The 19,230-nt window shown below is 43.2% G+C and carries 14 protein-coding genes; 12 read left to right on the forward strand and 2 right to left on the reverse strand.

The annotated features are described in order from the left end of the window. The first annotated feature begins 8 nt into the window (after positions 1-8). The 6 genes from ilvB (at position 9) to P2W82_RS09540 (ending at position 11,153) form a co-directional block, all read left to right on the forward strand. Positions 9-1,760, forward strand: a complete 1,752-nt coding sequence (gene ilvB, locus P2W82_RS09515) for a biosynthetic-type acetolactate synthase large subunit (RefSeq protein WP_336515643.1) — start codon at positions 9-11, stop codon at positions 1,758-1,760. 64 nt (positions 1,761-1,824) lie between these two features. After that, complete coding sequence (gene ilvN, locus P2W82_RS09520) at positions 1,825-2,415, forward strand: acetolactate synthase small subunit (protein WP_336515644.1); 591 nt, start codon at positions 1,825-1,827, stop codon at positions 2,413-2,415. A 67-nt stretch (positions 2,416-2,482) separates the two neighbouring features. Continuing rightward, positions 2,483-3,586 (forward strand): ketol-acid reductoisomerase, encoded by a 1,104-nt coding sequence (gene ilvC / locus P2W82_RS09525; RefSeq protein WP_336515645.1) that lies wholly within the window; start codon positions 2,483-2,485, stop codon positions 3,584-3,586. 63 nt (positions 3,587-3,649) lie between these two features. Then, a complete protein-coding gene (gene ilvA, locus P2W82_RS09530) occupies positions 3,650-4,936 on the forward strand; it encodes a threonine ammonia-lyase (protein WP_336515646.1) in 1,287 nt (428 codons plus the stop codon). A gap of 186 nt (positions 4,937-5,122) precedes the next feature. Continuing rightward, the gene (gene gltB / locus P2W82_RS09535; protein WP_336515647.1) at positions 5,123-9,643 is read left to right on the forward strand and encodes a glutamate synthase large subunit; all 4,521 of its coding nucleotides are present in this window, start codon (positions 5,123-5,125) and stop codon (positions 9,641-9,643) included. A gap of 10 nt (positions 9,644-9,653) precedes the next feature. Continuing rightward, positions 9,654-11,153 (forward strand): glutamate synthase subunit beta, encoded by a 1,500-nt coding sequence (locus P2W82_RS09540; protein ID WP_336515648.1) that lies wholly within the window; start codon positions 9,654-9,656, stop codon positions 11,151-11,153. Positions 11,154-11,262: 109 nt separating this feature from the next. On the opposite strand, the gene P2W82_RS09545 is transcribed toward P2W82_RS09540, so the two are convergent. Then, positions 11,263-12,009: a DUF4397 domain-containing protein gene (locus tag P2W82_RS09545; protein WP_336515649.1), complete on the reverse strand. Its 747-nt coding sequence runs from the start codon at positions 12,007-12,009 to the stop codon at positions 11,263-11,265. A gap of 308 nt (positions 12,010-12,317) precedes the next feature. Between P2W82_RS09545 and P2W82_RS09550 the strand changes: the two genes are divergently transcribed. From P2W82_RS09550 to P2W82_RS09560, 3 genes are all read left to right on the forward strand, one after another. Continuing rightward, entirely contained in the window at positions 12,318-12,605 is a 288-nt protein-coding gene (locus P2W82_RS09550) for an RNA recognition motif domain-containing protein (protein WP_336515650.1), read from the forward strand. Between the two features lie 190 nt (positions 12,606-12,795). Further along, positions 12,796-13,239 carry a cold-shock protein gene (locus P2W82_RS09555; RefSeq protein WP_336515651.1) on the forward strand — a complete coding sequence of 148 codons (444 nt, stop codon included), beginning with the start codon at positions 12,796-12,798 and terminating at the stop codon, positions 13,237-13,239. Between the two features lie 75 nt (positions 13,240-13,314). After that, positions 13,315-14,415: a fatty acid desaturase family protein gene (locus P2W82_RS09560; protein ID WP_336515652.1), complete on the forward strand. Its 1,101-nt coding sequence runs from the start codon at positions 13,315-13,317 to the stop codon at positions 14,413-14,415. Between the two features lie 248 nt (positions 14,416-14,663). On the opposite strand, the gene P2W82_RS09565 is transcribed toward P2W82_RS09560, so the two are convergent. Further along, on the reverse strand, positions 14,664-14,888 hold the full coding sequence (locus P2W82_RS09565; RefSeq protein ID WP_336515653.1) for a hypothetical protein: 225 nt from the start codon (positions 14,886-14,888) through the stop codon (positions 14,664-14,666). A gap of 650 nt (positions 14,889-15,538) precedes the next feature. Between P2W82_RS09565 and P2W82_RS09570 the strand changes: the two genes are divergently transcribed. The 3 genes from P2W82_RS09570 (at position 15,539) to P2W82_RS09580 (ending at position 18,982) form a co-directional block, all read left to right on the forward strand. After that, positions 15,539-15,988: a hypothetical protein gene (locus tag P2W82_RS09570; protein ID WP_336515654.1), complete on the forward strand. Its 450-nt coding sequence runs from the start codon at positions 15,539-15,541 to the stop codon at positions 15,986-15,988. 358 nt (positions 15,989-16,346) lie between these two features. After that, positions 16,347-17,756, forward strand: coding sequence for an ammonium transporter (locus P2W82_RS09575; RefSeq protein ID WP_336515655.1), 1,410 nt, complete (start codon positions 16,347-16,349; stop codon positions 17,754-17,756). A 149-nt stretch (positions 17,757-17,905) separates the two neighbouring features. Further along, positions 17,906-18,982, forward strand: a complete 1,077-nt coding sequence (locus P2W82_RS09580; protein WP_336515656.1) for a porin — start codon at positions 17,906-17,908, stop codon at positions 18,980-18,982. Positions 18,983-19,230: the final 248 nt, after the last annotated feature.

The raw sequence follows: 19,230 nt of genomic DNA on the forward strand, positions 1-19,230 counted from the left end.
TAAGGAAAATGGAAACAGAAACAATCAAGCAGCAGGCCGAAGCGCCTAAGCCCCAGACAACAACCATCAGCGGCAGCGAAGCCGTCTTACAGGCTTTGCTGGGTGAAGGCGTGGAAACCATATTTGGTTATCCCGGCGGAGCCATCATGCCTATTTATGATGCGCTGTATGATTACAATGATAGATTAAATCACATTCTCGTACGCCATGAACAGGGTGCTATTCACGCAGCCCAGGGTTATGCACGTACTTCCGGACGCACAGGCGTGGTGTTCGCCACCAGCGGACCCGGCGCAACAAACCTGGTAACAGGCCTTGCAGATGCGATGATCGATTCAACCCCGGTGGTGTGTATCACCGGACAAGTGTTCGCTCATTTGCTGGGAACCGATGCGTTCCAGGAAACAGATGTGATCAATATCACAACGCCTGTCACCAAATGGAATTACCAGGTGACTGACGCTACAGAAATTCCAGGTGTACTTGCAAAGGCATTTTATATCGCAGGAAGTGGACGTCCCGGGCCTGTAGTTATTGATATCACAAAGAACGCACAGCTGCAGATGTTTCCATGTCCGACTTACCAGAAATGTAGCCACATCCGCAGCTATCGCCCGAAACCAATCGTGAGAAAAGAATTTGTGGAGCAGGCTGCAAAACTGATCAATGAAGCTGAAAGACCATTCGTGATTTTCGGACAAGGTGTTATTCTCGGTAATGCTGAAAAAGAATTTATAAAGTTCATCGAAAAATCCGGGATTCCCTGCGCCTGGACGATCATGGGTATGAGTGCCATACCAACTGATCATCCGCTGGCAACAGGTATGCTGGGAATGCATGGCAACTATGGCCCGAATTTATTAACGAATGAATGCGATGTGTTAATCGCAGTTGGCATGCGTTTCGATGATCGCGTAACCGGCCGCCTAGATAAATATGCAAAACAGGCAAAGGTTGTACACCTGGATATCGATCCTGCGGAAATAGATAAAAATGTGAAAGCTGCTGTTCCGGTATGGGGAGATTGCAAAGAAACTCTGCCGATGTTAACCGCGCTTGTAGAACAGAAATGTTATCCGCAGTGGTTACAGAAATTCAAAGACTGTCAGCAGAAAGAAGAAGATAAAGTCATTAAAGATGAACTGCACCCGAAAACGGAAGTTCTCACCATGGGTGAAGTGATCGATGTACTCAATGAACTCACAAAAGGCGAAGCAGTAATTGTAACGGACGTAGGTCAGCACCAGATGGTGGCTTGTCGTTACACGCACTTTACGAAATCAAGAAGTAATATTACCAGTGGTGGATTAGGTACGATGGGATTTGCTTTGCCAGCAGCCATCGGTGCAAAATTTGGTGCTCCGGACAGAACGGTTGTTGCCATTATTGGTGACGGTGGTTTTCAAATGACACTGCAGGAGTTGGGTACCATCATGCAGTTCCAGCCGAACGTGAAGATCATCATCCTTAATAATAATTTCCTTGGCATGGTGCGCCAGTGGCAACAACTCTTCCATGAAAAAAGATATTCTTTCGTGGATATCACCAGCCCTGATTTTGTACAGGTCGCGAAAGGCTTCAGCATACAAGGACACAGCATTCACGAAAGAGATAAACTCAGATCAGCACTCGAAACTATGCTGAATCACAAAAGCAGCTACCTGCTCGAAGTGATGGTAGGCAAGGAAAACAATGTATTTCCGATGGTACCACAGGGACGGGGAGTAGCGGAGATTGTTTTATCGAAAGAAGAGGTTTAACGTTTAACGTTCAACGCCTGCCTGCCGGCAACGGCAGGTTCAACGTTGAACCAAAAATATCACAATGAACAAACAGGAATATACAATAACCGTCTACACTGAAAACCAGGTAGGCTTATTGAACCGCATCGCGATCATTTTTTCACGCAGGAAAATCAATATCGATAGTCTGAATACCTCTCCCTCGGAAGTAGAAAGTGTTCATCGTTTTACGATCGTGATCAATGAAACTGAAGATGTGGTGCGCAAACTTTGTCGTCAGATTGAAAAGCAGGTGGAGGTATTAAAAGCCTACTATAATACCAGCGATGAAATCGTTTGGCAGGAAATGGCGTTGTACAAAGTGAGCACCGACGAGATTGCAGAAAAAGTAAAAGTGGAAAGATTACTCAGGCAATATGGCGCCCGGGCAGTAGTGATTCGTCATGATTATACTGTTTTCGAAACTACCGGTCATCGCGAGGAAACAGAAGCATTGGTACGGGTACTTGAGCCATATGGCCTGATTGAGTTTGTACGCAGTGCACGTGTGGCGATCATCAAATCAAGTGAAGGATTTCATGAAAAATTACAACAGTTCGAATATCATGAACCCAGTGAAACTGTTATAGAGAATGAATTTCTCAACGATAATGAGCAGGTGTTCAGTATGTAAGTATTAGTAAAATAGTTGTGACCCGACTTTTAAAATAAAAAAATAAAACCAACGTAAAACAATCATCATGGCAAAACTCAATTTTGGTGGCGTAGTTGAAAATGTGATCACCAGAGAAGAATTCCCGCTAAGCAAAGCGCAGGAAGTATTGAAAAATGAAACTGTCGCTGTTATCGGTTATGGTGTACAAGGGCCCGGCCAGGCGCTGAATCAAAAGGACAATGGTATTAACGTAATCGTTGGTCAACGTAAGAATTCAAAAACCTGGGATAAGGCTGTACGTGATGGTTTTGTTCCTGGTGAAACATTATTTGAAATTGAAGAGGCATTGCAAAGAGGCACCATTATTTGTTACCTGCTGAGCGATGCAGCACAAATAGCTTTGTGGCCCACAGTTGAAAAATACCTCACGCCGGGAAAAGCACTTTATTTCTCTCATGGTTTTGGCATCACATTTAACGAGCAGACAAAAATTCTTCCACCGAAAGATGTTGATGTATTTCTTGTTGCACCAAAAGGAAGTGGCACGTCATTGCGTCGCATGTTTTTACAGGGCCGCGGTCTGAACAGTTCATATGCCATTTACCAGGACGCAACAGGCAAAGCATTTGACAGAGTTGTTGCCCTGGGTATTGCAGTAGGCAGTGGATACCTTTTTGAAACCAATTTCAAAAAAGAAGTTTACTCAGATCTTACTGGTGAGCGCGGAACATTGATGGGTGCTATCCAGGGAATTTTTGCTGCACAGTACCAGGTGTTGCGGGATAAGGGACATACACCTAGTGAGGCATTCAACGAAACAGTTGAAGAGCTTACACAATCACTCATGCCTCTCGTTGCAGAAAATGGTATGGACTGGATGTATGCGAACTGTTCAACAACTGCACAACGCGGTGCCCTCGACTGGTGGAAAAAATTCCGTGATGCAACAGCGCCTGTCTTTAAAGAATTGTATGAGAGCGTTGCTGCAGGAAAAGAGTCACAGCGTTCCATCGATTCAAATAGTCAACCCGACTATCGCGAAAAACTGGAAGCTGAGTTAAAAGAATTAAGAGAAAGCGAGATGTGGCAGGCTGGCAAAACCGTAAGAAGCCTGCGACCTGAGAACCAGGTTGTAGATGGCGGTTCTGAAAAAGAACTGAAGCCAGCCGGCACTCTCGCTAACGCATGATATCATTACACAACAGCAGCACCGCTTATTTTCGGTGCTGCTGTTCTGAAAACTTGTCAAGATATGTCAGAAACAGTACAGGCTGAAAAACCAATGGTGGTAAATCCGTTCGGGCCAATGGGTTTAAATATCCGAAAGGCTGCGGAACGATTAAAAAAAGTCGTTACCAAAACGCCATTGTCACTCAATTTAAATCTGTCGCACAGGTATAACTGCCAGGTATACCTGAAAAGAGAAGATCTGCAAATTGTAAGAAGCTATAAACTCCGCGGCGCATTTAATATGATGAGCAGCCTATCGCCTGAAAAACTAAGTCACGGTGTAGTGTGTGCAAGCGCAGGAAATCATGCACAGGGCTTTGCCTACAGCTGTCAGAAGTTGCAGGTACATGGTGTTGTATTTATGCCGGTGATTACTCCAAGACAAAAAATCCGCCAGACAAAAATGTTTGGTGGAGAATGGATCGAAATAAAACTGCAGGGTGACACTTTTGATGATTGCGCAATCGCTGCAAAAAAATTTACTGAAGAAAACGAGATGATATTTATCCCACCGTTTGATGATTTCAGAATCATCGAAGGCCAGGGGACTGTTGGCGTTGAAATTCTTGATGAATTACCGGATCCTGATTTTCTTTTTGTACCTGTGGGCGGTGGTGGATTAACTGCGGGTGTTGGCGCATACTTCAGCGCTTATGCGCCGAACTGCACGATTATCGGTCTCGAGCCGGAGGGAGCTCCTTCGATGAACGAAGCTTTAAAAGCCGGTGAGCCTGTGACTCTTCCGCAGATCGACAGATTTGTTGATGGCGCCGCCGTTAAACGCGTCGGTGATCTTACCTTCTCTATATGTAAGGAAGTAATTGATGAAATGTGCCTCGTTCCTGAGGGAAAAGTTTGTTCAACCATCTTGAAATTATACAACGAAGACGCGATCGTTGTTGAACCTGCCGGCGCAATGTCGATAGCGGCTCTTGATCAGTATGCGGACAGAATCGTTGGCAAAAAAGTGGTTTGTATTGTCAGCGGAAGTAATAACGATATCGATAGAATGCCCGAAATCAAGGAACGTTCTTTACAATATGAAGGACTCAAACATTATTTCCTCATTTCTTTTGTACAGCGCCCAGGCGCTTTACGGGAATTTCTGAATGATGTACTCGGACCGACCGACGATATCACCAGGTTTGAGTATATGCAGAAAACCAACAAAGAAGCGGGACCAGCTTTGGTAGGAATTGAGCTGCAAAGTAAAAATGATTATAACTCGCTGTTACATCGGATGAAAACCAGCGGGATCAATTATTCCGAGATCAATAAGGACGACAAATTGTTCGGTTACCTGATCTGATTTTTCCATCTGACCCCACTCCTGTATCCGGAAAGACCCTGATTGGAAAAACCTGTGGAAAATAATCTGCGGCTCTTCATTTAAATAGGGTTTTTATTCGTATTTTTAAAGAGATGCTTGCTATTATTTTGTATTTCCGTACAATATAACGGCTATTTATTAAATAATTTCTAACAACGCTCCAATATGGCAAGCAACCTTGGACTGTATCGTCCCGAGTTTGAACACGATGCATGCGGCATAGGCTTCGTCGCAAATATCAAAGGGAACAAAAATCACCAGATCGTATCTGACGCACTGACCATATTGGAAAATATGGAACACCGTGGCGCGTGTGGTTGTGAGAGCAACACCGGTGATGGCGCTGGTCTGCTGATTCAGACTCCCCATGAGTTTTTCTTCGAAGAATGTCTGAAGCTTGGTGTTCATCTTCCCGCATTCGGGAAGTATGGTGTCGGATTTATTTTCTTCCCGAAAGAGATCCGCCTTCGTGAGGAATGCCGCGATATTTTCAACAGAACAGCCGAGAAACTTGGCCTTGAAATTCTGACTTATCGTAAGGTTCCGGTTAATCCATCTGATATAGGGCCAACAGCGTTGTCTGTTGAGCCGGAAATGGAACAGGTATTCATTGCCTGTCCGGATCATATCAACGACCCCATGGCTTTCGAAAGAAAGTTATTTGTGTTGAGGAACCATGCAAGTCACATCATTAATAATACTGTTCGACGCGATCAGATCGGATTCTACATCGCATCGCTTTCCTATAAAATTGTTGTTTATAAAGGTCAGCTGACGAGCCACCAGGTTCGTGGATATTTCCCTGACCTTAGCAACAAACGGGTGGTGAGCGCATTCGGACTTATACATTCGCGCTTTGCGACCAATACTTTTCCCTCATGGAAACTTGCACAGCCATTCCGTTTCATCGCCCATAACGGTGAAATCAATACACTACAGGGTAACCTGAACTGGTTAAGATCGAGCGAAAAAGGTTTTACATCTCCGTACTTCACGAGGGAAGAAATGGATATGTTACTGCCTATCGTGACCAATGGTCAATCAGATTCTGCAAGTTTGGATAACGTGATTGAACTGCTGACCATGACGGGCCGTAGTTTACCACATGTGATGATGATGCTGATTCCAGAAGCATGGGATGGTAATGATCAGATGGATCCGGTGAAAAAAGCATTTTATGAGTACCACGCTTCTATGATGGAACCCTGGGATGGACCGGCTTCTATTTCATTTACCGATGGAAAAATGATCGGTGCTACACTGGATAGAAACGGGCTTCGTCCTTCAAGGTATTGTGTTACAAAGGATGATCGCGTGATCATGGCTTCGGAGTCTGGTGTATTGCCGGTTGATCCTGCAATGATCATTGAAAAAGGAAGATTACAGCCGGGTAAAATGTTTGTGGTGGATATGGAACAGGGGCGCATCATCAGCGATGAGGAATTGAAAGCGTCTATATGTTCCCGTAAGCCATATGCTGACTGGCTGAATAAATACAAGATCCGTTTGAATGAATTACCTGAACCAAGGATTTCATTCACTCACCTGAAGCACGACCAGGTTTTTAAATACCAGAAAGCTTTTGGATATACTTCGGAAGACCTGGAAACCATCGTCGCTCCAATGGCGCTTGATGGTAAGGAACCAGTAGGTTCGATGGGAACGGATGTACCATTAGCTGTACTGAGCGATCAACCGCAGCATCTCAGCAGTTATTTCAAACAGTTGTTTGCACAGGTAACCAATCCGCCGATAGACCCTATACGTGAACGTTTGGTGATGTCGCTTGCAACATTTGTAGGTAATAATGGTAATATGCTGATCGAAGATCCCATCAGTTGTCATACCGTTGCGCTGAAGCACCCGGTATTGACAAATCATGACCTGGAAAAAATCCGCAGTATAGATACCGGCATATTCCAGGCAAAAACACTGCAATGTTATTTCCGCGCTGATGGAAAGCCGGGATCGCTGAAAGCCGCGCTGGACCGCGTCTGCCGCTATGCTGTAGATGCAGTGGAAGACGGATTTGAAGTGTTGATTCTGCAGGATCGCGCGGTGGATTCGGAACATGCTCCTATTCCTTCATTACTCGCGACTGCAGCAATTCACCACCACCTGATCCGCAAAGGTTTCAGAGGTAAAGTAGGAATTGTAGTGGAAGCAGGTGACGTTTGGGAAGTACATCACTTCGCATGTCTCCTTGCATTCGGCGCAACTGCGATCAATCCTTATCTCGCACTTTCGTCTATACGTGACATGAAGGATACCGGCAGACTCATCACTGACCTGGACGGTGAACAGCTGAAAAAAAATTACGTGAAGGCAGTGAATGATGGTTTGCTGAAAGTGTTCTCAAAAATGGGAATCTCCACACTCCAGTCCTACCAGGGAGCGCAAATATTTGAAATCATCGGTCTGAACAGCGATGTTGTTGATAAATATTTCACAGGCGCAGTATCAAGGATCCAGGGAATGGGCCTGGATGAGATCGCTCGTGAATCTCTGGCAAAACATTATCTGTCATTCAGCAGAAAAGATCTTCCTGTTGACAAATTACCGGTGGGTGGAATCTACCAATGGAAAAGAAAAGGTGAATTCCATCTTTTCAATCCGCAGACTATTCACCTCTTGCAGCATTCGACAAGGGTTAATGATTACAATACCTTCAAAAAATATTCAAAGGCGGTAAATGATCAGTCGGAAAAAGCATGCACACTGAGAAGCCTGCTGACTTTTAAACCGACAAGGCCTTCGATTTCGATTGATGAAGTTGAACCTGCAGAAAACATCTATAAGAGATTTGCTACAGGTGCGATGTCCTTCGGATCTATCTCCTGGGAAGCACATACAACTCTGGCGATCGCAATGAATCGTCTTGGTGCAAAGAGCAATACGGGTGAAGGCGGAGAAGATGAAAAAAGATATGAACGCTTGCCTAACGGCGACTCCATGCGTTCTGCAATCAAACAGGTTGCTTCTGCACGTTTTGGTGTGACAAGTCAGTACCTGACGGAAGCTGATGAATTACAGATCAAAATGGCACAGGGTGCAAAGCCTGGTGAAGGCGGGCAGTTGCCTGGCCATAAAGTTGATGACTGGATCGGTCGTGTGAGACATAGCACACCAGGAGTAGGTTTGATCTCTCCCCCACCGCATCACGACATTTATTCTATCGAGGATCTTGCACAATTGATCTTCGATCTCAAAAATTCAAACAGAACTGCAAGGATCAGCGTTAAGCTGGTGTCCAAAGCAGGTGTTGGTACAATAGCAGCGGGTGTTGCAAAAGCGAAATCAGATGTGATCCTGGTTTCAGGATTTGATGGTGGAACGGGAGCGTCGCCTGTAAGCTCAATAAAACATGCAGGTTTGCCATGGGAACTTGGTCTTGCGGAATCACATCAGACACTTGTACAAAACCGTTTGCGCAGTCGTGTGGTTTTGCAGACTGATGGTCAGCTAAAAACAGGAAGGGATATTGCAATAGCGACATTGCTTGGTGCAGAGGAATGGGGTGTGGCAACTGCTGCGCTTGTTGTAGAAGGTTGTATCCTTATGCGCAAATGCCATCTGAATACATGCCCTGTTGGTGTTGCTACGCAGGATCCTGAACTCAGAAGGCGCTTTAACGGTGCCGCCGATCACGTGGTGAATTTCATAAAATTCCTCACCCGTGAACTTCGGGAAATCATGGCTGAATTAGGATACCGCACTGTTGAGGAAATGGTCGGACAGGTAGAAAACCTCGCAGCACGCGATAATATCAATCACTGGAAATACAGCAAATTAGATCTTTCGCCTATTCTGTACCGTGAGCCATCATCTCCATACGTTGGTCAGTACAAACAGGAAGAACAGGATCATGGTTTAGCTTCTGTACTCGACTGGCAGCTGATAGATAAAGCAAAGGCGGCGTTGGATAGCGGAGAAAAAGTGTATGGCGAGTTTGCGATCAGGAATACAGATCGTACCACAGGCACCATGCTTTCGAATGAAATTTCAAAGAAGTACAAAGGCGAAGGCTTACCGGACAATACCATTCATTTTAAATTCAATGGTACTGCCGGACAAAGTTTTGGCGCCTTTAATACGCGTGGGGTAACCCTTGAACTGGAAGGAGATGCAAATGACTATTTCGGAAAAGGATTAAGTGGCGCTAAACTCGTTATTTATCCTCCGAGAGAAGCTGGCTATACACCGGAAGAAAATATCATCATCGGAAACGTTGCATTCTATGGCGCCACTTCCGGGACTGCATATATCCGCGGAAAAGCAGGCGAACGCTTCTGTGTTCGTAACTCGGGCGGTGAAGCAGTTGTAGAAGGTGTAGGTGATCATGGTTGTGAATATATGACCGGGGGTACTGTAGTGATCCTTGGTTCAACAGGAAGAAACTTTGCAGCGGGTATGAGTGGTGGTATCGCTTATGTGTATGATATCAATAATAAATTCAGCTCATTGGTCAACCCGGAAATGGTTGATCTGGATCCTGTTGAAAATGGTGACGCATCCAGACTGAAACAATTGATTTACGATCACTATCTCCATACAGGAAGTACAGTTGCGAAATTCGTTCTTGACGATTTCGACAACCAGCTCCAGCATTTCATTAAAGTGTTTCCTAAAGATTATAAGAAAGCATTACAGGTTAAGCCTGCAGTATTAAATACCATCAACAAATAAGTAGTCAGCAATGGGAAAACCAACGGGTTTTATGGAGTTCACTCGGGAACTCCCTGGGAAAAAAGCGGTGGCGGATCGCCTGAAAAACTATAATGAGTTTGTTGAACGGTACAGTGATAACAAGCTGAATCACCAGGCAGCAAGATGCATGAATTGCGGAGTTCCTTTTTGTCATCATGGATGTCCGCTGGGTAATGTGATTCCTGAATTCAATGATGCAGTTTATCGTTCGAGTTGGGAAGAGGCGTATGATATCCTCAGATCAACAAATAATTTCCCTGAATTTACAGGAAGGATTTGTCCTGCACCGTGTGAATCATCCTGTGTGCTTGGCATCAACCAGCCACCGGTAGCCATCGAGGAAATCGAAAAACACATTATTGAAATTGCTTTCGACAAAGGATTGGTAAAAGCAAGAAAACCAAATGTTCGTACAGGTAAAAAAATAGCTGTAATCGGATCCGGGCCTGCTGGCCTTGCTGCTGCGGCGCAGTTGAATTATGCCGGTCATTTGGTAACCGTTTTCGAAAGAGATGATGCTCCTGGCGGATTGTTACGGTATGGAATACCCGATTTCAAACTGGAAAAATGGGTGATCGATCGCAGGATTAAAGTTATGGAAGAAGAAGGTGTGGTTTTCCGCTGTCATGCGAATGTGGGCGTGAATGTCAACCTGAATGATATCCTGAGAGAATTCCATGCAGTTGTACTTGCAGGAGGATCTACAGTACCGAGAAATCTCGAAATTCCCGGAAGAGAGTCTGATGGTGTTTATTTCGCAATGCAGTTCCTCAAACAGCAGAACAAACGTGTTGCCGGAAAAAACCCATTGAGCAATGCCGGAATTGAAAGTAATATAGTGGGGGAAGAATTGAGCGCAAAAGGAAAAAATGTTGTTGTAATTGGTGGTGGCGACACAGGAAGCGATTGCGTTGGTACATCCAACAGGCATGGTGCAATATCGGTAACCCAGTTTGAGTTGTTGCCTAAGCCGCCAAACGATCGTACTGTATTCATGCCCTGGCCAACTTATCCTATGATTTTGAAAACGTCTTCTTCACATGAAGAAGGGGCTGACAGACATTGGGCAATTGCAACCAAAGAATTTATCGCTGATGAAAATGGCAGGCTGAAGGCACTTAAGCTTGTTGACCTTGAATGGAAATTCACAGAAGATGGCCGACCCGCGCAGTTCGTTGAACGCGCCGGTAGCGAGCGTACTATCCCTTGCGAAATGGCCCTGCTTGCCATGGGTTTCACACAGCCACAGTTTGAAGGATTGATCAACGAACTGGGTGTTGAACTGGACGATCGCGGAAATGTAAAAGCATCAGAAAAAGAATATCATACAAACATATCAAGGATCTTCGCCTGCGGTGATATGCGTCGCGGTCAATCATTGGTTGTTTGGGCCATCAGCGAAGGCCGTGAATGTGCAAGAAAGGTTGATGAGTACCTGATGGGTGAATCTCTACTCGAGTCAAAAGATCTTAACCTGATTGCTCTTTAAGGAGTTTAATACAATTTACATAAAGGATGATGATTCAGATCTTCATCCTTTTTTTATTCAAAAAAAGAAGCCGGCAAAAGCCGGCTCTTTTCATTCATCAAAACCTTAACTACCGGACAGACGATGCTGTCGATGATTTCATAGTACCGGAAACCTTGGTTTCATTGGAGTTTACAAGGTCATCATAGGTACCGTTGATTATGTATTTGATCTGTACGGAATCGGATTTGTTTTCACCCGGGAGAAGCAGGATAGTATACACTTTCTTTGCTTCAAAATTAATGTTACGGCTGGCGCTGATACTATCGCCTTTCAGTTGAACTGCGAGATCACCTGCATTGATTCTCTCGAAATCAGAGACCTGCGCATAAGCCGCAGCTTTTGCTGCATCACTTCCGATGGAAACAGCTGCATCTGTTGAACCGGGAATTGCATTGATATACCGTATAAACGCTTTTCCGTTTGCATCAGTGCTGTCGATATTGTCATTCACAATTATATTCTGATAAAGACTGTCAGAACCTACGATAAAACTGGAATATGCTTTATTTACTTCGAAATCATGAGTAGCTGAAGCAACTGAAAAATAATTGTAAGCACTCACTGCTTCAACCATTCTCTTTCCCGGATATATACCGGCATAACCTCCATTATAATTGCCGGGTCCTAAAGGATAAGTGAATGTGTTACCTGAAATATTCATAGTAACTACCTGATCTGTTGCCAGGTTAACGGCCATGAGACCAGATACATTCTGATGATACTCAGGGGCGTCAGACTTTTTACAGGAACTCATTAAAAAAACTGTTAAAAAAACGATCACAGAGCTGTAAGCAGCCCACCTGTATTTTTTCATATTAGATATTTTAGTGAAATAAATTTTGGTGAGCTATATAGATAGGAAAGGACTTCCGGACGTTGGATCAAAAATCTTAAAGTTATCCTAATGAGTTTCCTGCGGGAGGCGGCAGGCTTAATTTTCCAGTGTTATATGAGGGTAGCTTTGTTAAATCCCAAAAATAAACTCATAAAACGGGGAAGTGGTGTTATCTTCACTGAGATAATTTGAGTTTTATCGCGCTGTAGTCATCTCTTTTTTCCTTCCCCTATTCTTTCATCAGCCATTTCTCTCAAATAACATTTCTTATTAAAATATTTGTTTTTATGAACCTATATGTATCTAACCTTGGTTTCGGCACTCAGGACAACGATTTACAGAAACTTTTTGCAGAATATGGCAATGTGACTTCGGCTAAAGTCATCCTGGATAAGTTTACAGGAAAAAGCAGGGGATTTGGATTTGTTGAAATGCCCGACAAAGAATCAGCGGAAAATGCCATTAAAGAAATTGATGGTAAAACGGTGGATGGCCGCCAGGTGAGGGTTTCCGAAGCGAGACCAAAGGAAGACAACCGCAATTCCCGCGGTGGAGGTTTTAACAAGCGTTGGTAATCTGAGGAACTTTCCCGGGTTCAATGATAAACCGGGATCAGAAACAACCTTTAATGGTTAATATCCTACTAGAGAAAGAATTCGGCCGTTTCGAATTTAGTATCTTTAATTATCGACCCCGATTGTCCGGCTGTATTAATAAAAAAGTATTATCATTCAGGATTCAGGAAGATAAAATCTGTTTTTAAATATGTCAATTAGTTGGAACAAAAAAGAAAGAGATAATAAGAAGAAGCAGGAAAGGAAACAAAAAGAAGAGAAGAAAAAAGAACGCAAAGAACAATCAGGTAAGAAAGGAATGGATGATATGATGGCCTACCTGGATGAAAATGGCAACCTCACTTCTGTACCGCCGGATCCTAATAATAAAGTCGAATTCAGTTTAGATGATATCGAAATCAGTGTACCGAAACAGGAAGAGTTGTCGCCTGAAGACCTGATCCGCAAAGGTGTGATCACTTTCTTTAATTCCGCAAAAGGTTTTGGCTTCGTTGAAGACAGTGAGAACCGTCAAAGAATATTTGTTCATCAATCATCAGCCAATACGCTTCTACAGGAAGGTATGCGTATTTCATTTGAAATTGAGAGAGGACCTAAAGGCTATACTGCCGTAAATGTGTCAGCAGCAAAATAGCATGTATCAGAATATAGATAATCACATTAAGTCCGGTTATTACCAATATCCCACTTCTTAAACCGCCTAAATAATATGAGCCGGATTACCTACAACAATAAGAATGCTGTTTTTTTTACGTCACTAAAAAAAGAGGTTGACGATTACTTCAAAACAACCGGGCAACAAAAGACGGGAAATTTTAAACTCTATGTCAAGTCAATAATATTTATCGCAACGGCAATTGGTATATATACTACACTGCTGTTTGTTTCACTTCCCGTCTGGTCTGGAATACTTTTAGCATCTCTTCTTGGCTTCAACCTGGCTTGCATCGGGTTTAACGTAATGCATGACGCTAACCATGGAAGTTATTCCTCCAGCAAAAAATTGAATACCATTTTGGGATTAACCCTGAATGCAATGGGGGGCAATGCTTTTATCTGGAAGCAAAAACACAATATTGTTCATCACACGTATACGAACATTGATGGAGTTGATGACGACATTGCAAAAAGTCCCTTTATCAGAATGTGTGGTACCCAACGATGGGTCGCAGCTCACCGGATTCAACACCTTTACACTCCATTTCTTTATGCCATCAGCTCAATGATCTGGATACTTTACCAGGACTTTGAAAAATATTTCAGGAAAAAAATATGTAGTACCCAACTTCAGAAAATGGTGTTTATGGATCACCTGATATTTTGGGTAAGTAAACTGCTTTATATAGTATTTTATATTGCAATTCCGGCTATTGTACTCGGATGGCCTACCGCACTATTGTATTTTGTTAGTATGCATATTGGCCTTGGGGTTACCTTATCAATAGTATTTCAACTGGCGCACGTAGTTGAAGAAACTGAATTTGAACACTTTCAGGGCAATGAACTTCAGATTGAAAATGAATGGGCAATACACCAGGTAAAAACAACCGCGAATTTCTCTCCCGGCAGTAAAATTATTTCCTGGTTTGCAGGCGGACTAAATTACCAGATTGAGCATCACCTGTTTCCCAGAATCAGTCATATTCATTACCCCACAATCAGTAAATTTGTTAGGAACAATTGCAAAGCTTTCAATATACCTTACAACAGCATTCCTACCATGTCAAAGGCTATTGCTTCCCATTTCCGTTTTATCAGGTTGATGGGGAAGAACAAACCCGTACTTAAAAAAGAATTTCAGTTAGCCTGAAAACAATCCATAAAGCTCTTAGCAATAGCACATCACAGAGCACTGTCAAATGCTACTGCTTCGAAGCATTGCTCCAGAATAATGAATACCCACCGTGTTTTATCAAAGGGTGAATTTTGCCATACCGGATTTTTAGACGATACAGGCAATGACGATCAAACTATCTGCAAGCACAATCGCGAACCGGATATCCAGCCGTGGAACTGAACGGAAATAATGTCGGAATCGAAACCACGCTGGCCACAAAACTACGATTGTAGCAAGAAGTATACATCTCTTATATAGTCCGATTGGTTTCTGAACACAATTCCTGAAATTGCCAGTGTCAGAATTATAAAACCGGAAATAATTACTCCCTGTAGTGACGAATAAGCAACATCACCTAAACCCTTCGATATTTCTTTACTGACTACGAAAATGCCTGCAGGTACCATCATAACAGCAACACCAATGGCATTAGGCAGACCTATCATATCAAGTATGCCGTGAATATGATATTTATCAAAATGAAGCAATGAACTCCGGATCAAGAAAGCAATACCCGGGCAAATGGAAAATTTCCAAGGAAATGGATAACAGCTGGTGCTTTGAAAATCCCGTTTGACATCCGATGGTGCAGGTTTTTGCAAAACCAATTATTATTGCAGATAACCCGATCAGAGAAAAGATCAGAAAGCAGGACATTGATTTCGTGCGGATGGATTTGCTACCAGCAACCTCGCGTGCTATTTCAGAACCTATTCTTTAAGAATTATCACCCGGTATATTCAGTTCATCAATCATGGTTGGAAATCAAAAAACATCCGCCGTGCATTATCTCAGGCACTCCTGTTCTTCAAACTCAGCAGCACTATTACATCCCAATCTAAGTTGCTTTGACTTCAATGATAGAGATTAAACGAAACAACAGGAAGTAACCATTAATTCAAATTCATTGCTGCCTGAAATGAATTCTCCGGAATTGCGTGAATTAATTTATAAAACCAGGCATCAGCATACGAAAGATTTCATAACGACGGTTTATATATAGAAATGTATGGCAGTTTGCGGACACGATGTTGAAGTTTATTCCTTCGCACAATTAACTATACCCTAACGGCCCGACCATTATTTTTATAGCGCTATGGACATCAGGAGGCTTTCATTTATTGCAATGCTGCTTTTGCTATTTGTCTGCCCGTTTTATATCATCAATACATTCTGGCTGATGAAATCAGCAAAGGCTGAGGGTATAGCGGCCTTCCAGGGAAAAGAGTTCGCAGGGCAGCTTGTACACAACTACACTGTGGTGATGTTTGTGGTGAAAAAAGATACATTCTTCTACAATACCAGTGATAATATTTTCTTCCAGCCTGGTACAGCTGTACCTATACGTTATCAGAAGAAAAACCCTGCCGATGCAAAACTTGGTACATGGAGTGGTATATGGATGGGATGTATTTTTTACAGTGCGATGCCTTTGCTGATTATCTTAATTCTTCTTGCTCACCCTTCGCTTATACCTTACCGTTCGTCTGTGAGATTAAGTTTTACACCTCCTTTCATCTTTATCAATCATCCTCCGGACGAATAACGTCACCCGTTGCCCCCGGCTTCCCTGATTCAATCGTACAAATTTGCTGACTTATTCAAAAAAGGAGTAAAATCCAGGTCTTCGTGTAGAATTTACACACGATTTTGACATATTGAAAAAATAAATATTATGCCACAACATCAACAATTATTTAACAATAAATTGATCTCCAACCGAAGTTAACTACTTTCTAACTCCTGAAATACAACTATTTACACCGGAATTCTAACTTATTTTAAAATACATTATTATTTTTTATATGTGTTTATAAATACCTCTTTAAATCGATTTTTTACATTTTAACGGGTTAAACTTGTAAAAGCAAACAACTAATAAGTAAACCAAATTTTGATCTGTTATGAAAAAAGTCGGATTTAAAGAAGCACTCCCCTTTCTTCTACTGGCAGCTCTCGCAATCGCGGCCATTTTTGTGCCGAGTTTACCAACATTTGATGATGGTGGTAAGAGCTATGTAGGAGCAGACATCGCCTGGGTTATCGTGGCAGCTGCTCTGGTATTTTTAATGACTCCCGGTCTTGCATTTTTTTATGGTGGAATGGTTCATCGTAAAAATGTAATCTCGACCATGATTAAGAGTGTGGTCGCCGCGGGTGTTGTTAGTGTAATTTGGGTTGCTTTCGGTTTCAGCCTCTGTTTTGGTGATTCCATCGGAGGTTTTATCGGTAGCCCTTCTACCTTCCTGTTTTTTAAAGGTGTAGTTTCAGGAGAACCCTGGAGCCTCGCTCCAACAATCCCCAAAGGGTTGTTCTCTGTATTTCAGCTGATGTTTGCTATCATCACTCCTGGTCTGGTAGTAGGTGCAGTAGCTGAAAGGATTCGTTTTACTTCTTATATCCTTTTCACTGCGTTATTCTGCATCCTGGTGTATGCACCGCTCGCACACATGAGCTGGCATCCTGATGGCTTCCTGTTCAAAATGGGAGCTCTCGACTTTGCTGGTGGTACCGTTGTACATATCTCAGCTGGTTGTGCTGCACTTGCAGGTGCCATCGTTCTGAAACGCAGAAAAATACATATCGACGGTGGTGAAGTTCCTCCTGCAAACGTTCCCTATGTACTGATCGGTACTGGTCTTCTCTGGTTCGGTTGGTTCGGTTTCAATGCAGGTTCTGCCCTGGGCGCAAACTCACTAGCAGTTTCAGCATTCCTTACCACCAACACCGCAGCTGCTGCAGCTGGTTTGTCATGGATGTTCTTCGATGTGATCCGTGGTAAAAAACCATCTGTACTTGGATTCTGTATCGGTGCAGTGGTTGGTCTTGTTGCCATCACTCCTGCTGCAGGTTTTGTTGCAGTGCCACAGAGCATTTTCATCGGCGTTGTTGCTGCAATTATTTCCAACGTAGTGGTTTACTACAAACAGAAATCAAAACTGGATGACACACTGGATGTATTCCCCTGCCATGGCGTAGGCGGTATGGTAGGTATGCTGATGACCGGTTTATTTGCTACCAAAACTGTTAATGGTGCTGGTGCAGATGGTCTGTTCTACGGTAATCCAGAATTTTTCTTCACTCAGGTAAAAGCAATGCTGGTGGCAGTCGGCTACAGCTTTGCGGTATCTTTCATCATATTCAAACTCATCAACTTCATTTCTCCACTGCGTGTCAGCTCAGAAGAAGAAGAACTCGGTCTTGATGCTACTCAGCACAATGAGAAATATGTACAGGGAACCTTACTGGTTAAAACGACCAGTGAAAACGGATCTTATGTTCGTGAAGTGGAAGTGTTAGCAGAGAAAGATTAAGGAAAACCTGAAAACAAAAATTTCATTTCATTTCCTCTCTTGTCAACATCATTTTATTGACTGGATTAAAATAAGGGCCAGCGCAGGGTGAACTCTTGGCGGAATTGTACCCTGGCTGTACCCTTCTTTAAAACAAAAAAACCAAACCAATGTTAAGAAAAATTTCTTTACTGGCTATTGCTATGGCCGGTGCACAGTACGGAATTGCCCAGGATACTACGGTAGTCGAAGAAAAAAAATCCACAACAACCATCAGCGGTTTCGCCGATGTCTATTACAGATACGATTTCAACAAGAACATCTCAAATAACCGTACCAGCTTTACCAACAGCCAGAACTCATTCGAACTCGGTATGGCTTCCCTCCGAATCGATCATACCATCGGAAAAGTAAGTATGACTGCCGATCTCGGCTTTGGTAAAAGAGCTCAGGAATTCTCTTACAACGAAAGCGGAATAGTTGCGGCCATCAAACAGCTGTACGTCAGCTATGCAGCAACAGACTGGTTGAAATTCACTGCTGGTAGCTGGGCCACACATGTAGGTTATGAGCTCGTTGACGCTCCTGCCAACAGGAATTACAGCATGTCCTACATGTTCTCTTACGGTCCTTTCTTCCACACAGGAGTAAAAGCGGAGATGACTTTCGGAAAACTTGGATTAATGGCAGGTATCGCCAATCCGACCGACTGGAAATCAGCACCTGTTGACAGCAAAAAATTTGCATTGGCACAAGTGAGCTATGCATTTAATGATAACTGGAAAGCATACCTGAACTATGTCGGAGGACAGCGTCCATCTGATTCTGCAAAGACTAACCAGCTTGATCTCGTGATCACGGGTAAGCTGAGTGATAAATTCTCTATCGGAGCGAATACTACTGTGCAGATGCAGAAATACCAGGTCGATAACAAATACGAATCTGATGCAAAAAAATGGTGGGGCGCTGCTCTATACCTGAGTGCTGATCCTTCAGAATTGTTTGGCCTCACTTTGAGATCTGAAATTTTCGGAGACAAACAACAGTTGGCAGCAATGTCTTATGCTCCTGTTGGTGCCAACGTTTGGGCAAACACACTTTCAGCAAACTTCCGCCTCTTTGGCGCACTTACAATAATTCCTGAACTAAGATTTGAAAACAGCAGCCAGAAAATCTTTTATGATGAAGAAGGCGCAGCAAAAGGATCTTATGTAAGTGGACTTATTGCAGCGGTGTATAAATTCTAAAGCAGTTTAAGTTGGGTCATAATCAAACCAGGGCGGCTTTCTAGCCGCCTTGCTTTTTTAGAGGACCAAAGGCCTGTTGCGAAGCACAAAGTGAAAAGCGAGGCAATTGGAAAATGGGAAACAGGCAACAGGAAAAGCCGGTTGTTCTAACGAGCAACCACAAACGAACAACAATAAACGGCTGTTCCATGAACAACGAAATATGAACTGGACTGCCGGCAGGGAGGCTGGCTGCTCCAACTGAATTA

This window comes from Pollutibacter soli (assembly GCA_029269725.1).
Classification (GTDB): domain Bacteria; phylum Bacteroidota; class Bacteroidia; order Chitinophagales; family Chitinophagaceae; genus Pollutibacter; species Pollutibacter soli.